Source organism: Enterococcus sp. AZ048, from assembly GCF_051715125.1.
Classification (GTDB): Bacteria; Bacillota; Bacilli; order Lactobacillales; family Enterococcaceae; genus Enterococcus_A; species Enterococcus_A gilvus.
The window spans coordinates 449,974-466,784 of record NZ_JBIOTD010000001.1 but is presented as its reverse complement, the minus strand read 5'-3'; the positions used below and the strand labels follow the sequence as shown (position 1 = coordinate 466,784).

Sequence of the window (16,811 nt, the reverse complement as noted above, 5' to 3'; positions counted from 1 at the left end):
TATTTTTCCTTTCTTATTCCGTTTTTATGCCGAAAGAGTGCGCATATTCCTCTAGCGCATTTTCGAAACAGGCCAAAGGTGCTCGAACTGTTCCCGCACCGATCTGTCCGATTCCGGCTTCCTTGTGAGCGATTCCTGTATTGATCAATGGTGTGATCCCCGTTTCCACGACTTTGCGAATGTCGATCCCGAGACACGTTCCTCGGAAATCCCATGTCGGGATCGTCCATGCTGGGTTTTGTCCCACACAAATTTCTGCCATCTCATTTGAGATCAATAAGGCATCCTGGAACCCGCCTGCACCAACGAAACGAGTGACACCTGGAGCGGCCACCATAGCCATTCCGCCAACGCCTACTGTTTCAGTGATAGCACTGTCTCCCATATCCGGGTTTCCATCCTCTTCAGAAAAACCAGTAAAATACAAGCCTTTTGGCAGATTCACGGGTGCCGTGAACCATTGATCCTGTGTCTCGGCGATACGAACACCAAAATCAACCCCGTTTCTCGTAAGCGTGGTGACGATCGTCCCTTTCGCCTCTTTTCGTGCGCAGTCAACGATCGCTTTTCCCGCAGCCATCATGATGTTCAAGAAAAATTGATCCGTATCCGCCAAGAATTTCATGACCTCCTGCTTGTCCTTCTCGTCCATCTCCAAACAAACGATCAAAGGAGCGACCTCCCTCAAGAAGTTCAATGATGCCGCAAAATTTCGTTGATGGAATTCATCTCCCATCGTGATCGAACGCGCGATCAAGACACTTAAATTCAATCCATTCTCGCTTTGCTTCAGAGCGCCTGACAAAGTCGGCCCCAACACATCCTTCATCCAATTCAGGCGATTTACCACCTCTTGGGAGAAGGCGCCGAAGCGTAGGACTTTTCCGATTCCTTCATTCATCGTGCAGTAGCCCTTTGAGCCATCCAAACGGTTTTCAACAACGAATACCGGCATATTGGCAGACGTGATACCGCCCATCGGACCGACCGCATGAACATGGTGGCAAGGAATAAAGCGAATCTCTCTTGCTTCTACTAATGCGAGGACTTCTTTTTCACTCTCAGCCCAACCTTCAAAAATTGCCGCACCGACGACAGAGCCTTTCATTGGACCCGTCATCGCCTCCCACGTGATAGGCGGTCCAGCATGTAGTAAGGTTTTTTGCACTTCATTTAATTCCGGGATCACATTTTTTGCTGGAACAACATCCGTCAAGAAAGGCTGTGCATTCTTGATTTTATCCATGACCTGTTGATTTTCTTTCTCGATCTTATCCGCGTGCTCTTCTAATGCATTCAAAATATGGATCATCTTTTTATTTCCGCCAGCCCGTGGTTTCCAATTGAACTGGATCGACTTGCCATCAAAGGCTTGGATCGATTCATTGAAGCTTTGAAGACCGACATTGATCACCCGCGGCTTCGTATTCAGTAATTCTGCTACGCTTGGACTGGCATAGGGAATCGCGATCGTTTCTCCTTGATAAGGAACGACCGGCTTATCCGCCTCTGTTAATTCAATGCCTTTTAGACGCAGGGCAAGCTGCACGGCCTTGGCATTGCTTTCGGCAACCAATACGTGCTGCTCCTGTAATCGCTGAACCGCCTCCTGATAATTTTGCGGATCTTTGTCTGTCCCAACGACGGTCGCGACCACTTGAAGCTCAGGATTTAGTTCTTGTGCGTCCTTGATAGCGGGCAGTAACGCGCCGACCATATCTTCATGGGCGCCATACCCCAATACGATATCTACTAATAGAATTCCCGTAGAGGCATCTTGTGCATACTCTTTAATTTTCTTTACGCGTACTTCAGGGTCGATCATCGGATGAGGTTTTCCTTGAGTATAAATATCGTCGCCTAAATCAATGATGTCATAGCCCTGTGATTTCAGGATATAGCCTTCTTCTTTGACCAGTCCTTCTAATCCCAACGCCTCTGAGATAAGCATGCCTGCCTCTGCGGCCAATGTTCCGCCAGAATACAAGCCTTTAATCACTTTTCCCTCTGGAACTGTTCGTTCTGGTGGCGTCACCGCTTCAAAATAATTGGCTTTCACGGAGGCATTGTTCGCGAGATCAACGGCAATTTTCGCCGTTTCTTCAAGTGTATGAGCGAGATAGACTTTTCCTTCATGAGCTTCCGGTTTTTCACCAAGGAAGATCGCGACAACTGGCTTCGTGATACTTTGTAAAAGCTGTACGACTTCATCACGCACTTCTTTTGCGGGCGGCTTAGAAATCACACAAATCACGTCCGTCGGTTCATGGTTTTCCAGAGCAACGATCGCATCCTTGACGGTAATCGCTCCCACTTTGTCGCTCAGGTCGCGCCCGCCCGTTCCAATCGCATGGACGACCCCATTTCCTAAACGGTCAATGATCGTCGTCACCTCTTGAATCCCCGTTCCAGATGCCCCGACAACCCCAATATTTCCTGGTGCCACGACATTCGTGAATGCGATCGGGATACTCGAAAGAATACCTGTCCCACAATCTGGCCCCATCATCAACAGACCTCTTTCATGGGCCAATTGTTTTAATCGTACTTCCTCTTCAACCGGAATATTGTCTGTAAAAGAAAAGACGTGCAGGCCTTTTTTTAAGGCCGTCTCCATTTCCGCTGCCCCGTATTCACCAGGAATACTGAAAAGAGCCATATTGGCATCGGGCATGGCATCCAGCGCTTCCTGCCACGTCGTTGCGACTTGCGCTTGTTCCTCGCTCCCTTTTGAAGACAGATCTGATAAAAATTGTTCGACCTCAGGCAGGACTTGATCCATGATCGCCGCCTGGTCGCTTTCCACAACGATCATCAGGTCATTGGGTGAAGCCGCATTTGCCTCTTCCGTTAAAAGGTTTGTATTATTTAAAATGTCTTTATTTGCATTTGTTCCCATCATGATTTGACTCATCGTAACCGTCTCTAAGTCATTGATTCGATTCGTCAGCAACATCAAATTGATCGAATCTTGATAATTGTTCTTTAAAATAACCGTATGTAACATTTTATTCCCTGCCTTTCTTCCAACATCTTCATTTTAAATCCAAAAGATTGCGTTTTCATCAGACGATATTCTAAAATGAAGCTATGCTTTTTATCCAAAAGAGGCAAAAAGGAGAATTCGATGAAATTAAAAGAATTACTGACTATAGGAGAGCTAAGAAATTGTAAGATTCTTACGAAGGAGATCGGTCTGGACAATGAAGTAGCGTCCGCGATGGTCTTGGAGGCACTCGACATCGAGCAATGGAGTAAAAGCAATCAATTGATCCTTACTTCCTTTTACGCCTTCAATGGTATTTCAGAAGCAGATCTGGAAGATTTCTTTTATAAAATGCAGAAAATCGGTGTAAGCGGCTTGGTCGTCAAAATGGATCGCTTGATCAAGATCATTCCTGAATGGGTCATTCAATTGTCCTTCAGCTATCAGATCCCACTGATCAAGATCGCACAAGACGTTAGCTATGAAAAAATCTTGCTGACCATTTACGAGCCATTATTGAACCATCAAACGCATGTATTGAGGACCTACTATGAAGTCCGCCAGCGCTTCACACAATTGGAACGCCACCATCCTTCCCTACAGAAAATCATGGAAGAGTTTTACCTTCTTTTTCAGTCTCCCTGCAGCCTGAAAATGTTCGATCATCAATTGGAGATCACTTTTGGCGACGTTCCGAAAGCCCCCGTGGTCCTTGATCGGAAAAGCTTGTCGAGCGGTGAGTTCACTAAAAATGACTATACGCTGCTGACGCTTTTCTCTCAGGAACGCAGCCAAAATCAAACGGCGTTAGAGATTAGCTTATTCAATCCCTACTCCAGCCATTGTTTGTTGCTGGTCTACTTAGAGCAGCCTGAGGTCAAGGAGACAGACTTGGTGATCATTGAGAATACGATCGATGTTCTGCAAGAACGATTCAATACAGAATACTTACTAAAAAAGGAACGCTATGAACGGTTGAACAATCTCGCAGATGCCATCTTACAAAATACACCAAATAATCCAGATGAGTTGGAAAGTTTGCTGCAAGAAGCGTCCATGAACCACCATCGTTACTATCAAGCAGTCGCTTTTTCAACCAAAGAGTCCAGCATGAAATTATTGAAAGACAAGACACTCAATCTATTGAAGAGGCTAAAACCCGATTCGATCTTTTTTGACCACCACAATTATTCTCTGATTCTCTTTAACTTTGATCAAAAAAATGAAATTTCAAAAGCCAGCGTAAAACGATTGCTTGCAGAAATCCTTGAGCTTCAGCCGACGACGACGTTTGTTATCAGCAGTTTGAAAGAAAGAAATGACTTAAAAGAAATTTTGATGGAGTGTTTGGACATCTTACGATTCAGTGAGGAATTTTATCAAGACACGGTGGTCAGTCTAGCAGACATCGGCATTTTTCGACACTTTGTGCGTACGGAGCAGCTCCAAGCCATCGACGACATCGTCCCTGAAAATCTGCTGCATTTATCCCAATCAAATTTCGAACTTTTCGAAACGTTTTATCAGTTTTTACGCAACAATCGAAACTATAAGCAAACCGCAGAAGCGATGTTTCTTCATTCAAAAACGATCCGTTACCGTTTAAATAAAATCGAACACCTTTTGGCGATCGACCTAACCGATCCGCTCCAAGTAATGAACCATGAAGTAGGAACATATATTATAAAGATGAGGAAAAACGCCCATGAAAAAAAGCACACACTCGACACCTAATGGAACCATCGACCTGTATGAATCTCCAGAAAACAATCGCTTTGTTCTTTATCTCCACGGAGGCGGACTGGTCTATGGATCAAAAAGCGATCTCCCTACGGACCTAAAAACACGCTTTTTGACTAAAGGCTACTCCGTGATTGCCTTAGATTATCCATTGGCACCCAATCATTCATTGAAAGAAATCCTTGAGGCGCTAGAGAAAACAGTCAGCTACCTGCTGGATACGATCATAAAAGACCGACCCTTTGGTATCTGCGGCCGCTCTGCCGGTAGTTTTCTGATGCTTCATCTAACGAAATACTTACAAAAAGCCCATGTATCGCCACATTTCTTAGTCAATTTTTACGGCTACACGGACCTGCAATTTATCGATGACCCTCGCGAGTTGATTCCACAAAAAATCGAAGCCAAACAAATCGAAGGAATCGACTTAAAGAGTCCTATCCAAGATGACCCTTCGCTGTCTCGTTACCTGCTCTATCATTATGCGGTCCAGCAGCACTTGCTTCCAGAATACTATGGCATAGAGACATTGGCTGAGTTTGCATTAACAAAAGAAGCACTAGAACACTTCCCAAGGACATTCAGTACGGCCAGCACTTCGGACAAAGAAATTCCTTTTCGCTACAGCAAATCTCTCGCTCGCAGCATCCCGAACAGCCGCTTTGTTCCCCTGTATTACTTGGACCACGATTTCCTGAAAGACATAGAAAAACCCGAGGTACAACGCCTGTTGGATACGTTGGAGGAATGGTTGGATACCTTTTAACATCACTAATCAATGATTACAAACAAAAAAATCTCTCTGAAACAAACATTCAGAGAGATTTTTTAATCACAGATTTTTCTATTTGATCAAGATACTTTTACCAATCATTCTTTTGAATAGAGACTATTTTTCATCATTTTAAAGAGAGTCTGAACATCTTCTGATCTCGTATCGCCTGTTTTTGCATCAATGATCGAACTGTAGACATGGGGGATGATCTTTTTAACCCCTGCATCTACCGCAATTTGAACGATTTCTGAAAAATTCTCTAAATCGATTCCGCCGGTTGGCTCCAAGTTAAAATCATAGTTGGCACAAGCTTCTGCAATTGCTTGATACTCTTCTTTGTGAGCCAATCCATTCATAGAGAAATATTTCAACGAACTACCGCCCATATCTTTCAACAATTCGATCGCTGTTTCTATCGGGACAATTCCTTCAGGTGCTTGAGCGCTCAATGGTCCTGTCGCAACATTGACATATCCAACCTTTCCAGTTGGTGAAACTAGTCCATTTATAACCGTTTCATTTTGTCCTAAAAGTGCTCTGGACGTCCCTACCCCAGTAAACACTTGATTGACATGCTGTGGTTGTAAAATCGCGGATATTCGCGAAACCATTTGGCTTTGGTTTGGGTCCCCTGCTCCTAATCCCACTGACAAGGCATTATTTGTCACTGTTTGATAAAGCTTCATATCGGTCACTGCCGCCTCGTCCGTGTCGTATTTCTTCGACAAAACACCTAAGACGATATGACCTTCTGCTGCTTCGTAACATTCTTTTGCATTTTGAACCGAGTTCGCGAGTACATTCAAACAAATGCGATCCTCTAAATAATTTGGACTTAATGACATGATCTATCCCCTTTTTCCAATTCACTCTATTTTTTCAACTCTATCCACATTCAGTCAATCTCTTACTCCATAATTTCTTTTAACCGCTGGGATATCCTATCGCGTTCTTGCTCATTTACAGACCGAACATCGAATTCAATAATTCCGTTATTTGCTTGATATTCTCTGGTATAAATGGCAGGATTTTCTTTTTTCAGTTCAGCAATCACTTCTTTCGCTGATTTTTTCCCAGTCACTTTGACACTTCCTCGAAAAATATCGCGGCCCGCACTGTCTTGTACGATCTTTGCTTCTAAGCCGTCCATTTGATTCACCGCTGTAATAAACGGACGCAGCCGCTGCTTCATTGCTTCGCCAGATTCACTTCCATGCGCTAAATAATCTTCGACTGCTTGGGTAAAACCTAAAACATTGTCCTTCCCAATCTTCATTGATCGGCCGATCCCTTTGCTCTGGAGTCGCACCCACTCCACGTAATTTTTTTTTCCGGCAACAAGACCTGCACTAGGTCCTTCGATTGCTTTGGCTCCTGAATAAATCACTAAATCGGCCCCTGCTTGACTGTACTTGAAAAGATCCTCCTCAGCCGCTGCATCTACAATCAAAGGAACTTGATGCTTCTTAGCCACTTCTGCTGCCTCAGTAACACTCAGCATACTTTTTTGAACAGTATGATGGCTTTTGATATACAAAATGGCCGCCGTTTGTTCAGTCAACATACTTGCTAAATGTTCGGCAGAACACATATTGGCGTACCCCGCCTCAACTACTGTTCCGCCGCCTTGCTGGATCATGACCTCTACAGGGGTTCCGTAATCCACATTATGCCCTTTGGGAATAACGATTTGCCTTTTAGTTATTCTAGACGTATAAGGATGATAAACATGATAACTATCCCCTTTTCCAATAATGGCTGCCACAGATTGGGCAATGCCTGCGGATGCGGAAGAAACAACTTGTGCGTCTTCTGTTTTGAGTAGATTTGCGAGATATTCCCCAGTTCGAATCATCAACTCGCTCATCTCAAAAAAATGTTCTCCGCCAAATCGTTGAGCCTCCATAACACGCTCAGATACTTTCGAAACCCCTAAAATCGTCATTCGACCAGAAGCGTTGATCACTTCTTTCAAACCAAACTTTTCAATGCTAATCATTTTTACACCTTCATTTTTTATAATAGTCCGAAGAATGATGCCACGATACTGATTGCGACGATCGTCCCAATAATGATGCCATATCTCGGCCCTTTTTTAACCATAAAGAAATAAATAGCAAATACCGCAGTCAATGGGAGCAGTCCTCTAACGATTTGATCAAAAATATCTTGCAAAATAATCGTCGCACCTCCAGGGACCTTGAACTTCATTGGACTCGTAATATTGACATAACTTGCACTCAAGGCACCCATCATCATCATTCCTAAAACATTTGCCGCATAAATCACTTGCTTGATCTTACCGTCCTTCAACAAACTCAAAATCGAATTACGACCTAACGTATAAGATTTATTGATCAATACCCAACTGATATACATCGTCACCGCTGTATAGATAACGATCGGTCCGATTCCCCCGATTGCATTTCCGTTTGAAGCCATCGGAATGAAGATCGAAATGATCAACGGCATCACTGCAGCCCAAATGATCGAGTCTCCGATTCCTGCTAAAGGTCCCATTAGTCCAGTTTTGATTGACGTGATTGACGTGTCAGTGATAGCCGCACCATTTGATTTTTCTTCTTCCATCGCAATAACGATTCCTTGAATAGATGAACCAATCGTTCCTTCTGTGTTAAAGAAGTTCAAATGGCGCTTCAATGCTTCTCTTTGCGCATCCTCATCATCAGCATACAACTTTTTGACGGCTGGGATCATGGAAGCACAAAAGACTAAACTTTGCAGACGTTCATAGGAGTTAGAAAGCTCACAACCCAATTGATAAATCCAAAAAGAACGTGATAACTCTTTTTTTGTAATTTTCTTTTGTTCTAATTGTTGTTCGTTTTTTTCTGTCATTTGTTCCATTATGCCGCCGCCTCCTCATCTAATGCTTTGTTTCTAACCAAGAATGCTATACAGATACCAATAATTGCTACGGCCATCACTTCTGCACCAAAGTAAACAACTGCTACAAATCCAATCAAGAAATAAGGAATCAAGTGCTTCTTACCGATTACCATAATCGTTAAAGCAAATCCAAGCGCTGGCAAGATACCACCCATCACTTCAAAGCCGTGCATCAGCCATGTTGGAATCACATCTAAAATCTGAGTGACGATCGATTGACCAAAGAAATTCGCAGCAAATACGAGCGGAAAACGAATAACAAAACCAGCCATTGCAGGATAGAGAAATGCTGCACGATAAATCCCTGAATAATTTAAATCCTCCGCATATTTGTCTGCCATATGGACCCAAGTCGCATTGACCGTCCGCCGAAGCTGATCCATGAATACGCCCAATACGCCAAAGGGCACAGCTAAAGCAATCGCCGCTTCTGCGTTCATGCCTACGCCTAATGCAATTGGGATCGCAATTGCTGAAGCGAGTGCCGGATCACTCGGGACATTTCCTCCTGGTGTAGATGTCACTCCTAGATAAACGAGTTGAATCCCTGCACCAATCACCATCGCCTCTGCTAATTTACCTGTCGCTATTCCCGCGATCAACGCCGCCGAAAGTGGCTGGGAAAGCATTCCTGAGAAGGTGTAACCAAAACGCAGGCGCGCAAACCAATAGTACAACCCCATCACGATTGAAATACCTAAAACACCCATAATTCAAACACTCCTTTTTCTTATTAATGTATTTATTTTTCCTTCAGAAAAATAAGTTCGATTTTCAAGCCGTATACCATCTAACTAGGTTTTTTATCATTTATTTGTTCTGAACTTTTGTTTTCATTTCGTATCAAGCAAACTGTGAAAAGTTAGGTAATCTCAAAATAAATGAAATAAATTTCTAGTAAATTTATCCTTAAATTCGATGACATATCATTCTACTAGTCTTGCTAAAGCAAGAAGTAGAACTGACAACTGGCATCCTTTTTCTTATTAATGTATTTATTTTCCCTTCAGAAAAATAAGTTCGATTTATAATGATTTATATTTTTCGATTAATTTTTGGATCGGCACTGGTGTTTCTTCAGGGATCGCTTGGAAGTATACCTCCATGTCTTTTGCTAGAAGGCCTTCTAAGATCTCCACATCCTCTTCGGATAGATTGATATTTTTCACAACATTTTTCCGATTGGGACCACCGCCTAATCCACCAACCTGGATAGCTTCTGCTATGACTTCTGTCTCAACCATTTCTCTTAATGTAGTTAGATCAGGCACTAAGAACAGCACCTTCGTATTCTTCGCGGAGGCCTCATTTTCCCAGTATGCTTTCACAGATTCAGTTCCTTTGATAATTACTTCTACTCCTGGAGGTGCGGCCATTAAATAAATACTTTGCAGAAACTCATCCTGCTCCAATTCATCACTGACTACGACAATTTCATTGGCTGCTGATTGTTGCAGCCATTTAGTAACTACTTGACCATGGATCAAGCGACTATCTACTCTAGCTAATACGATTTTTGACATTTTACTCATCCTTTACTGTTTGATTGGTAATTCCAATATCTGACAACTATCAACGACTGCCGTGTGGATATCCTGTGCCACCTCACGAGTAAAACCACCCGCTTCTTGCTTCATTACTGCCTCCAATAACATCGATGCGCACAATCCTGAAATTGTTACGACTTCATAATCCTTTGACAACCGCAACGCAACATTGCTTGGTGTTCCACCTTTGATATCCGTTAAAATCAATAATTTGTCCGTCCATTTTAATTGGTCAATCTGCCCTTTGACGCGGTCCAAATAATCTGGTAAAGAATCTTCAGCATTTAAAGCTACCTCATGGACATTGCTGATTTGTCCAACGATCATTTGTACACTTTTCAAAAGTTCCAAGCCCCAACCGTTATGAGTTAAGATTAAAATCGGCTCTTTTTCCATACCCTCACTCCTTGTAAATTGTTTACACTCTTTATAAAGCAAGTGCTGTGCCAAAAAAATAGCCCTCGTAAAAAGGGCTATTTGTCGCTGTTTAAACATTGACTTCAAACAACAATTCATAAATATATTTTACTTCCAATGGAGGAATGACCACATTGTATGACACTTCGATCGGTCGGAAGGCCATTTTTATGACAGATGCCAGCTCCGGGAGCTCCCGATACGACAGTTCATAAGACGTATGGTCGTATTCTGGATGTTGGATTTGCCGTTCGATCATACAAGCACAGTGGATGATGAAACGCAGAAGGCGTTTTTCATCGCTTTTCTTTTTTGTTTGCATGCAAATATCTGAATAGATCTTAGATAATTCGATCGTAATACTTTTCGGATTCAGAATACTTAAAAGGTCAGTGATTGCCTCAATCGACAACCCTTGAATATATTTGGCAGACACTTTTTTTAACAGCGCTTGATTCTCCTCTTTGGATAAATCGAAGCCTAGCACTTGAAAAATCAATCGGATTCCTTGGTCCGATAGTAAATTATCTAGTGAGACAAATGGAATATCAGGAATTTCTGTCTTCACGGTCCCAATAATTCCAACGAGCTTCTCATCTTCGTGAACAAACGAAAGCAATCCGCTGAGGTCTTCTAGTTCTTTTTTCTCAAGCGTAATAATCCGCACATTGGTCAATAGTTCCTGCGGGAATGTATTCAATAATAATTTTTCGATCTTTAAGGCTGTCCCAAGTCCCGTCAAGCAAGAAATAACTAAAACTTTTGAATCTTCAAAATTTCCCTTACGACAAATCAGTGCTTTGTGGTTTTTTTCTTTTAACACGGGTAATAAGTAGTCGAAATTCGTCGACTCATAAATCGCTTCACGTGCTACTTCTAACAAGGTCAATAAATTAATATTACTGATCAAAAGCACCTCGATTTGAAATTCCTTACTGATCGCATTGCCGAAATAAATCAATGAACCGATGTCTACCATCAAAATCAATTTGCTGTATCCATTGTCCCTAACGATCCTTCGAACTTTATCCAATGTTTCTTCCACGGACTGATTGATCGGCATGTTGACTGAATTCATCAGACTCGTTGAAAACAAAACGTTGGTATATTCCACCATGCTGGATGCCGTCGCACTTCCGTGAGCAACCACTACGATCCCGCATTTTTCATCTAACTCATAGCGACGATCGGTTGATTTTATTTTTCGAATAAAAAGGTCATAAAAAATAATTTCTGTATTCGGCAATTTCAATTCAAAAAAAGTTTCAATATACTTGACGATTTTCTTCGATAACTGATAATTTTCTATCTTGCCAGAAAATATATTCTTCGTCAGATCAAAGAAATCCTCATTGATTTGAGCGGAGTAAAAAACGCTGGAGTAAATATGTGCAGAAAGGACATCTTTCCAATTATCCGATAAAGGCGTAGTCATCTCCTGCTCGATAAATTGGACGATTTGACTGATTTGATCATAAAATTGTTCATCGATCGTCTGCTCTTTCGAGAACGATTGACTGAAAAAATCCATATCATATAGCTGATCCAATTTATTCTGCATTATTGCGACTGCGTCCTTTGAGGAAATATTTACATTCTTCAAGTCCGTATACTCTTTTAACAAGAAATTATAGAAACGATCATTTTGCTTTTCCTTCACCTGAAGTAATTGTTCCACATGAGGATAAAAATAATCATGCTGGATCTTGACTCCTCGACTGGGCACATACTCATTAAGTACAACATTGTCTTTCGTATCTACGATATTCTCGTCTAACATTCCCAACGGCAAATCAATTCTCAATTCCTGCGTTTCATAGTCGATCGCGTCAAGATAGGACTGTGCACAGATAAATTGGATTTCTGACTTTAATTCTCCGACATTTGCCTTATATTTAGAGAAAACAAGGTATTTGAGCGTATTGTACGAAATAGAAATGTCTTTTTGAATTCCTTGACTTTCCTCCAAGAAGAAAGTCAAGATCAATTGGATTTTTTCATGGATCGAGCGTTCTGTTAAATTAGGAATATGTAGATTGACCGGAATACGTCGTAAAAAGGTTTTCAAAAAGGTCTTTTCCAATTCTTCTGTCGTTGCAAAGATGAACTTGATCGCTACATGACGTTGCTTCTCTGCCTCTCCCATTCGAGTAAAGTAGCCTTTGTCTAATAAGGTGAACAATTTTTCTTGCCCTTCATTCGTCAAGCGATGGACTTCATCTAAAAAGAAAAAACCGCCATCTGCCAGTTCTACTAGACCTTGATGATCACTATCGGCACCAGTGAAGCTCCCCTTCTTGTAACCGAAAAGATGCGACGTCAACAATTCAGGATTATTAAAGTACTCTGCACAATTAAAATAAATAAAAGGCACATTTTGTTCGGTTTTTGCTTCGAAAAATTCATGCAAATGTTCAGCTAGCATGGTCTTCCCAACACCAGATTCTCCCGTCAGCATGATATTCAATCCTTTAGGCGGATATAAAACAGCTGCTTTCAGTTTTTTTATACTATCGGCCAAACTACCATCATAGCCGATAACTTTTGAAAAGGGATTGTTTCGAAATTCTTGTTTTTGTTGCTCTTTTTTTTCCACTTCTGCTAGGATCTCAGTTTTCAGCTCATCAAGTGAAGCGTATTCATCCTTTTTAAGCGAAACAAGAAATACTTTCTCTAAAACAGAGCGAGCAAAAAACAAAACAGGTCGTGACTTGATTTTTACTACCTCGTGGCAATTGGTCAATTTTGATAAGTCTTCGCTGACCGCTGTACGAGCATATCCCGTACTCTCACAAATTTGCTTAACCGTACAGCCCTGCAAATTGTTGAGAACGATCTCATTTTGCTGATGAAAGTGATACAAGCACTCAAAAATAGCATCTATTCTCATAGTTTTCTCCTTTAAAGAATCGTTAGCTTGTTTTTATCATCTCCCGCCGCATAAAGCAACATAATTTTTCTGCCGCCTAGCTTCATTGCTGAGGATAAACAAATAAAAAACTGATTCCGAATCACTTGAGATCCAGAATCAGTTCACTTTTAATAAAATACCTCATCTAAAAACAGTCCTTGCGCCGGTGCAGTCTCCCCCGCAGCTTCTCGAACTTTGTTTTCTAATACGTCATCGATCACGGTGACTGGCAATTTTCCTAAACCAATCTCTAAGATAGTCCCCATCAAGATGCGCACCATCTTGTGCAGGAAGCCATCGCCGACAAAGGTAAAGTGCAGCATGCTGCCTTCACGCTCAATCGAGATGCTATCAATCGTTCGTGTTGTAGACTTCTTGGTCTTTTTCAATGCAGAAAAACCGATAAAGTCATGCTTGCCGATCAGCTTCTCGCAGGCTTCATTCATTTTCTCCATGTCTAATTTATCAGGCACGTAAAAGCTGTGATAGCGTTCAAAGGCGGTTGGAATCGGATCATTCCAAACATAATAGCTGTACTGCTTGCCCTTCACATTATAACGAGCATGGAAGCGTTCCGGCATCTCTTCCACCTTCTTCACGACGATGTCACTTGGCAGATAACGATTAAAGAACGTCAGCATTTCATTCCGCGCCATTTCCGAGTTCGTTTTAAAATTCGCGACTTGCCCATGGGCATGAGCCCCCGCGTCGGTTCTGCCAGAGCCAATGATCTCGATTTTTTCGCCCGTCATTTGCGCGATCACACTTTCGATCTTCCCTTGGATCGTCTTTTCTGAATCCCCTAAACGCTGCCATCCCAGGTAACGTTTGCCATCGTATTCGATGGTTAATTTCATATTTCGCATAGGATGATATCCTCCTCTATAGTTTCCACTGACTCACTGTACCACAGAAGTTTGAGATGCTCTAGTGGGGCGTAAAAAAATCCCGATCATCTGACTCGATGATCGGGCTTCTTCTCAGTTATTTTCTTAGTTTTTCGGGAAACGGGCTAGTTTTGCATAGCCTTCTAGTTCTTCTTCGATACGTAGGAATTGGTTGTATTTTTCAACCCGTTCGCTGCGGGCCATGGAGCCTGTTTTGATTTGTCCGGCATTCATCGCTACGGCGAAGTCTGCGATGAAGGTATCGCCTGTTTCGCCAGAACGGTGAGAGATCATGGTCGTGTAGCCGTTGGCGCGAGCCATCTTGATAGTTTCGATGGATTCTGAAACGGTACCGATTTGGTTTAGTTTGATCAAGATTGAGTTTGCAACATTCTTTTCGATTCCTTCTGCGAAGATTGCAGGGTTCGTAACGAAAATATCGTCACCGACTAATTGGATCGTATCCCCCATTGCTTCGGTCATCTGCTTGAAGCCGTCCCAGTCATGTTCTGAGAAGCCGTCTTCGATGGAGATGATTGCAGGGTATTTCTTCACGAGGTCTTGGTAATAGGTCAGCATCTCATCAGAAGACATCTCTTTGCCTTCGAAGGTGTATTTCTTTGTGTCGTCGCTGTAAAATTCGCTGGAGGCTGGGTCTAATGCGATGGCGATTTCTTCACCTGGAACATAGCCTGCTTCTTTGATGGCGCGGTATAACATGTCGATCGCCGCTTCCGTACTTGCCAATTTGGGTGCGAACCCGCCTTCGTCGCCGACGGCTGTTTCGTAGCCTTCTTTTGCAAGGACACCTTTCAAAGTGTGGTACGTATTAGCGATTTTTTCGACACCGTCACGGAAGCTTTCACGTTTTACTGGTGTGATCAAGAATTCTTGCACATCGATTCCAGAATCAGCATGGACACCGCCGTTGATGACGTTGAAGAAGGGTTGCGGCAATTCTAGATCGACACCGCCTAGGTAACGATACAATGGAATTTTTTGGCTTTGAGCTGCTGCACGAGCAACGGCCATGGAAACACCAAGGATCGCATTTGCGCCTAGGCGCCCTTTGTTAGGTGTACCGTCTAGATCGATCATTGCTTTGTCGATTTTTGCTTGGTCAAATGGAGACAAGCCCTTTAAGGCATCATTGATCTCAGTATTGACGTTTTTTACAGCTTTCATGACGCCTTTGCCCATTAGGTAGTCGCCGCCATCACGCAATTCAACGGCTTCGCGATCGCCTGTAGAAGCGCCGCTTGGTACTTCTGCGCGTCCTAAAGTACCGTCAGATAAAAGAACATCTGCCTCCACCGTTGGGTTTCCCCGTGAATCGAAAATTTCTCTTGCTTTTACTGTTTCAATTACGACTGTCATGTTTGTTTCCTCCTTGATTTTAACTACTCTATGTGCCACGATAAAACCGTCCATTTTTGCGTTTCTACACGTTCTATCCTGCTGGAGCCCGCAAAAAAAGCCTGTTACAAATGGAATACCTCTAAGAAATTCCAGCCATTTGGCTAAAGTCTTAGAACTATTTCACTTATAACAGGCGCCATCAGCTGATTGAGTCAGCGGTTAGGAGGGGAGCACCATCCCTCTTACAAAAAGAAGGATAGCACGCTTGATTTTATTTGGCAATCGAAAACCCTCGCTGTCATTTCCCAAATAAAAACAGCCCCTTCTTCACGAAAGAGCTGTTAGCCGTTCCTATTTACCAATTACTAATCGTCTTGTATACACAGCCTGACCCGAATGCATCACGGCATCATCGATCGCCGAGATGAGGCGTACTTGCCGCGTGACTGGCGGGTCCCAATTGGTATCGATGACGTCATCCAGGCTGCGCTCATCCAGTGTCGTCAAATATTCCTGTGTGAAGGCGATACTGTCGGCTAGATAATCCAACACCAATTGCCGATCAGATACGACGACCTTTGCGGCTTCGTCAGGTGTATGGCGATAGTCTTCTGTGTCGTCCGGCAAATCCAAATCAAATTTTTCAGACCAGCCTTTGCTTGTCCACAAGTATTCCGTCCCATTCATGTCGGAGATCTGCATATCTAGCTCTCGCGCCGTATGCCACATCAGCCAAACCACTGATTTGATCAATGGTGCCGGCATTGTATTGGCTTCTTCTGTCGTCATCTGATCGAAAGTGTCTTCAAACCGTTCTTGCGCGCGATCCAGCATTTCCCTCGCGAATTGTGTATTGTCCATCACGTCTGCCTCCTCATTTGTAATACGCTACCTTCACTTTACTACGACGCATTTTTTAGAGCAACTATTCGGGGTTCGTATACAAATAAGCAAAATCTTTTTCCACTTGTTGGGCTTCTTCGCCGTCCTCAAAGACAAAGCGGACTGCTTGTCCAGGCAGCTCAAGGATCAGCTCGCGGTCTTGTCGGCGAATCTCAAGCTGCTCTTTTGAAAAGAACGCATGAGTAAAGTCCCCTAGACCGAGGGCTGGTTGGATGACCATCACCCCGGCAGAATAAAAGACCACAGGAACCTCTTTGGTTGATTCCAAGAGGGAGAAATTCATCAATTCTTCCTCTGTCAGCTTCGAGTCGACATACGCCTGCAACATTAAAAACTGCTGCGCTGGAGTGAAGAGCTCTTTGAATGCGTCCATCTT

At 42.9% G+C, this 16,811-nt stretch carries 14 protein-coding genes and 1 riboswitch; of the genes, 2 read left to right on the top strand and 12 right to left on the bottom strand.

Features of this window, described 5'->3' with window-relative positions; translation table 11 throughout:
* Positions 1-13: 13 nt before the first annotated feature.
* On the bottom strand, positions 14-3,007 hold the full coding sequence (gene fdrA, locus IGI66_RS02400) for an acyl-CoA synthetase FdrA (protein ID WP_438847371.1): 2,994 nt from the start codon (positions 3,005-3,007) through the stop codon (positions 14-16).
* 120 nt (positions 3,008-3,127) lie between these two features.
* Between fdrA and IGI66_RS02395 the strand changes: the two genes are divergently transcribed.
* Together IGI66_RS02395 and IGI66_RS02390 are read left to right on the top strand one after the other, a co-directional pair.
* Entirely contained in the window at positions 3,128-4,720 is a 1,593-nt protein-coding gene (locus tag IGI66_RS02395; RefSeq protein WP_314577162.1) for a PucR family transcriptional regulator, read from the top strand.
* Entirely contained in the window at positions 4,692-5,492 is an 801-nt protein-coding gene (locus IGI66_RS02390; protein WP_438847369.1) for an alpha/beta hydrolase, read from the top strand. Before IGI66_RS02395 ends, IGI66_RS02390 begins: the two co-directional genes overlap by 29 nt.
* 104 nt (positions 5,493-5,596) lie before the next feature.
* On the opposite strand, the gene dagF is transcribed toward IGI66_RS02390, so the two are convergent.
* The 11 genes from dagF to IGI66_RS02335 all read right to left on the bottom strand — a co-directional run bounded on the left by dagF (position 5,597) and on the right by IGI66_RS02335 (position 16,808).
* Positions 5,597-6,346 (bottom strand): 2-dehydro-3-deoxy-phosphogluconate aldolase, encoded by a 750-nt coding sequence (gene dagF, locus IGI66_RS02385; RefSeq protein WP_438847367.1) that lies wholly within the window; start codon positions 6,344-6,346, stop codon positions 5,597-5,599.
* A 62-nt stretch (positions 6,347-6,408) separates the two neighbouring features.
* Positions 6,409-7,500, bottom strand: coding sequence for a DgaE family pyridoxal phosphate-dependent ammonia lyase (locus tag IGI66_RS02380; protein WP_438847365.1), 1,092 nt, complete (start codon positions 7,498-7,500; stop codon positions 6,409-6,411).
* 17 nt (positions 7,501-7,517) lie between these two features.
* Positions 7,518-8,369, bottom strand: a complete 852-nt coding sequence (locus IGI66_RS02375; RefSeq protein ID WP_162787333.1) for a PTS system mannose/fructose/sorbose family transporter subunit IID — start codon at positions 8,367-8,369, stop codon at positions 7,518-7,520.
* The gene (locus tag IGI66_RS02370) at positions 8,369-9,121 is read right to left on the bottom strand and encodes a PTS mannose/fructose/sorbose/N-acetylgalactosamine transporter subunit IIC (RefSeq protein ID WP_431380446.1); all 753 of its coding nucleotides are present in this window, start codon (positions 9,119-9,121) and stop codon (positions 8,369-8,371) included. Before IGI66_RS02370 ends, IGI66_RS02375 begins: the two co-directional genes overlap by 1 nt.
* Positions 9,122-9,436: 315 nt before the next feature.
* Positions 9,437-9,934, bottom strand: a complete 498-nt coding sequence (locus tag IGI66_RS02365) for a PTS system mannose/fructose/N-acetylgalactosamine-transporter subunit IIB (RefSeq protein ID WP_438847362.1) — start codon at positions 9,932-9,934, stop codon at positions 9,437-9,439.
* Positions 9,935-9,946: 12 nt separating this feature from the next.
* Positions 9,947-10,354: a PTS sugar transporter subunit IIA gene (locus IGI66_RS02360; protein WP_438847360.1), complete on the bottom strand. Its 408-nt coding sequence runs from the start codon at positions 10,352-10,354 to the stop codon at positions 9,947-9,949.
* A 91-nt stretch (positions 10,355-10,445) separates the two neighbouring features.
* On the bottom strand, positions 10,446-13,265 hold the full coding sequence (locus tag IGI66_RS02355) for a sigma 54-interacting transcriptional regulator (RefSeq protein WP_438847358.1): 2,820 nt from the start codon (positions 13,263-13,265) through the stop codon (positions 10,446-10,448).
* Between the two features lie 149 nt (positions 13,266-13,414).
* Positions 13,415-14,152 (bottom strand): tRNA pseudouridine(38-40) synthase TruA, encoded by a 738-nt coding sequence (truA, locus tag IGI66_RS02350; protein WP_438847356.1) that lies wholly within the window; start codon positions 14,150-14,152, stop codon positions 13,415-13,417.
* 126 nt (positions 14,153-14,278) lie between these two features.
* Positions 14,279-15,550 (bottom strand): phosphopyruvate hydratase, encoded by a 1,272-nt coding sequence (eno, locus tag IGI66_RS02345; RefSeq protein ID WP_314577178.1) that lies wholly within the window; start codon positions 15,548-15,550, stop codon positions 14,279-14,281.
* Between the two features lie 165 nt (positions 15,551-15,715).
* Positions 15,716-15,782, bottom strand: a riboswitch (Fluoride riboswitch).
* Between the two features lie 101 nt (positions 15,783-15,883).
* A complete protein-coding gene (locus IGI66_RS02340; RefSeq protein WP_314577181.1) occupies positions 15,884-16,393 on the bottom strand; it encodes a DinB family protein in 510 nt (169 codons plus the stop codon).
* A 64-nt stretch (positions 16,394-16,457) separates the two neighbouring features.
* Positions 16,458-16,808 carry a hypothetical protein gene (locus IGI66_RS02335; protein ID WP_438847353.1) on the bottom strand — a complete coding sequence of 117 codons (351 nt, stop codon included), beginning with the start codon at positions 16,806-16,808 and terminating at the stop codon, positions 16,458-16,460.
* Positions 16,809-16,811: the final 3 nt, after the last annotated feature.

Bases quoted from the DNA above. Each gene is read 5' to 3' on its own strand.
- IGI66_RS02335 (WP_438847353.1), bottom strand. From the start codon at position 16,808: ATGGACGCATTCAAAGAGCTCTTCACTCCAGCGCAGCAGTTTTTAATG.
- IGI66_RS02395 (WP_314577162.1), top strand. From the start codon at position 3,128: ATGAAATTAAAAGAATTACTGACTATAGGAGAGCTAAGAAATTGTAAG.
- IGI66_RS02370 (WP_431380446.1), bottom strand. From the start codon at position 9,121: ATGGGTGTTTTAGGTATTTCAATCGTGATGGGGTTGTACTATTGGTTT.
- IGI66_RS02390 (WP_438847369.1), top strand. From the start codon at position 4,692: ATGAAAAAAAGCACACACTCGACACCTAATGGAACCATCGACCTGTAT.
- IGI66_RS02365 (WP_438847362.1), bottom strand. From the start codon at position 9,934: ATGTCAAAAATCGTATTAGCTAGAGTAGATAGTCGCTTGATCCATGGT.
- IGI66_RS02375 (WP_162787333.1), bottom strand. From the start codon at position 8,369: ATGGAACAAATGACAGAAAAAAACGAACAACAATTAGAACAAAAGAAA.
- IGI66_RS02340 (WP_314577181.1), bottom strand. From the start codon at position 16,393: ATGGACAATACACAATTCGCGAGGGAAATGCTGGATCGCGCGCAAGAA.
- truA (WP_438847356.1), bottom strand. From the start codon at position 14,152: ATGCGAAATATGAAATTAACCATCGAATACGATGGCAAACGTTACCTG.
- IGI66_RS02360 (WP_438847360.1), bottom strand. From the start codon at position 10,354: ATGGAAAAAGAGCCGATTTTAATCTTAACTCATAACGGTTGGGGCTTG.
- fdrA (WP_438847371.1), bottom strand. From the start codon at position 3,007: ATGTTACATACGGTTATTTTAAAGAACAATTATCAAGATTCGATCAAT.
- eno (WP_314577178.1), bottom strand. From the start codon at position 15,550: ATGACAGTCGTAATTGAAACAGTAAAAGCAAGAGAAATTTTCGATTCA.
- IGI66_RS02380 (WP_438847365.1), bottom strand. From the start codon at position 7,500: ATGATTAGCATTGAAAAGTTTGGTTTGAAAGAAGTGATCAACGCTTCT.
- dagF (WP_438847367.1), bottom strand. From the start codon at position 6,346: ATGTCATTAAGTCCAAATTATTTAGAGGATCGCATTTGTTTGAATGTA.
- IGI66_RS02355 (WP_438847358.1), bottom strand. From the start codon at position 13,265: ATGAGAATAGATGCTATTTTTGAGTGCTTGTATCACTTTCATCAGCAA.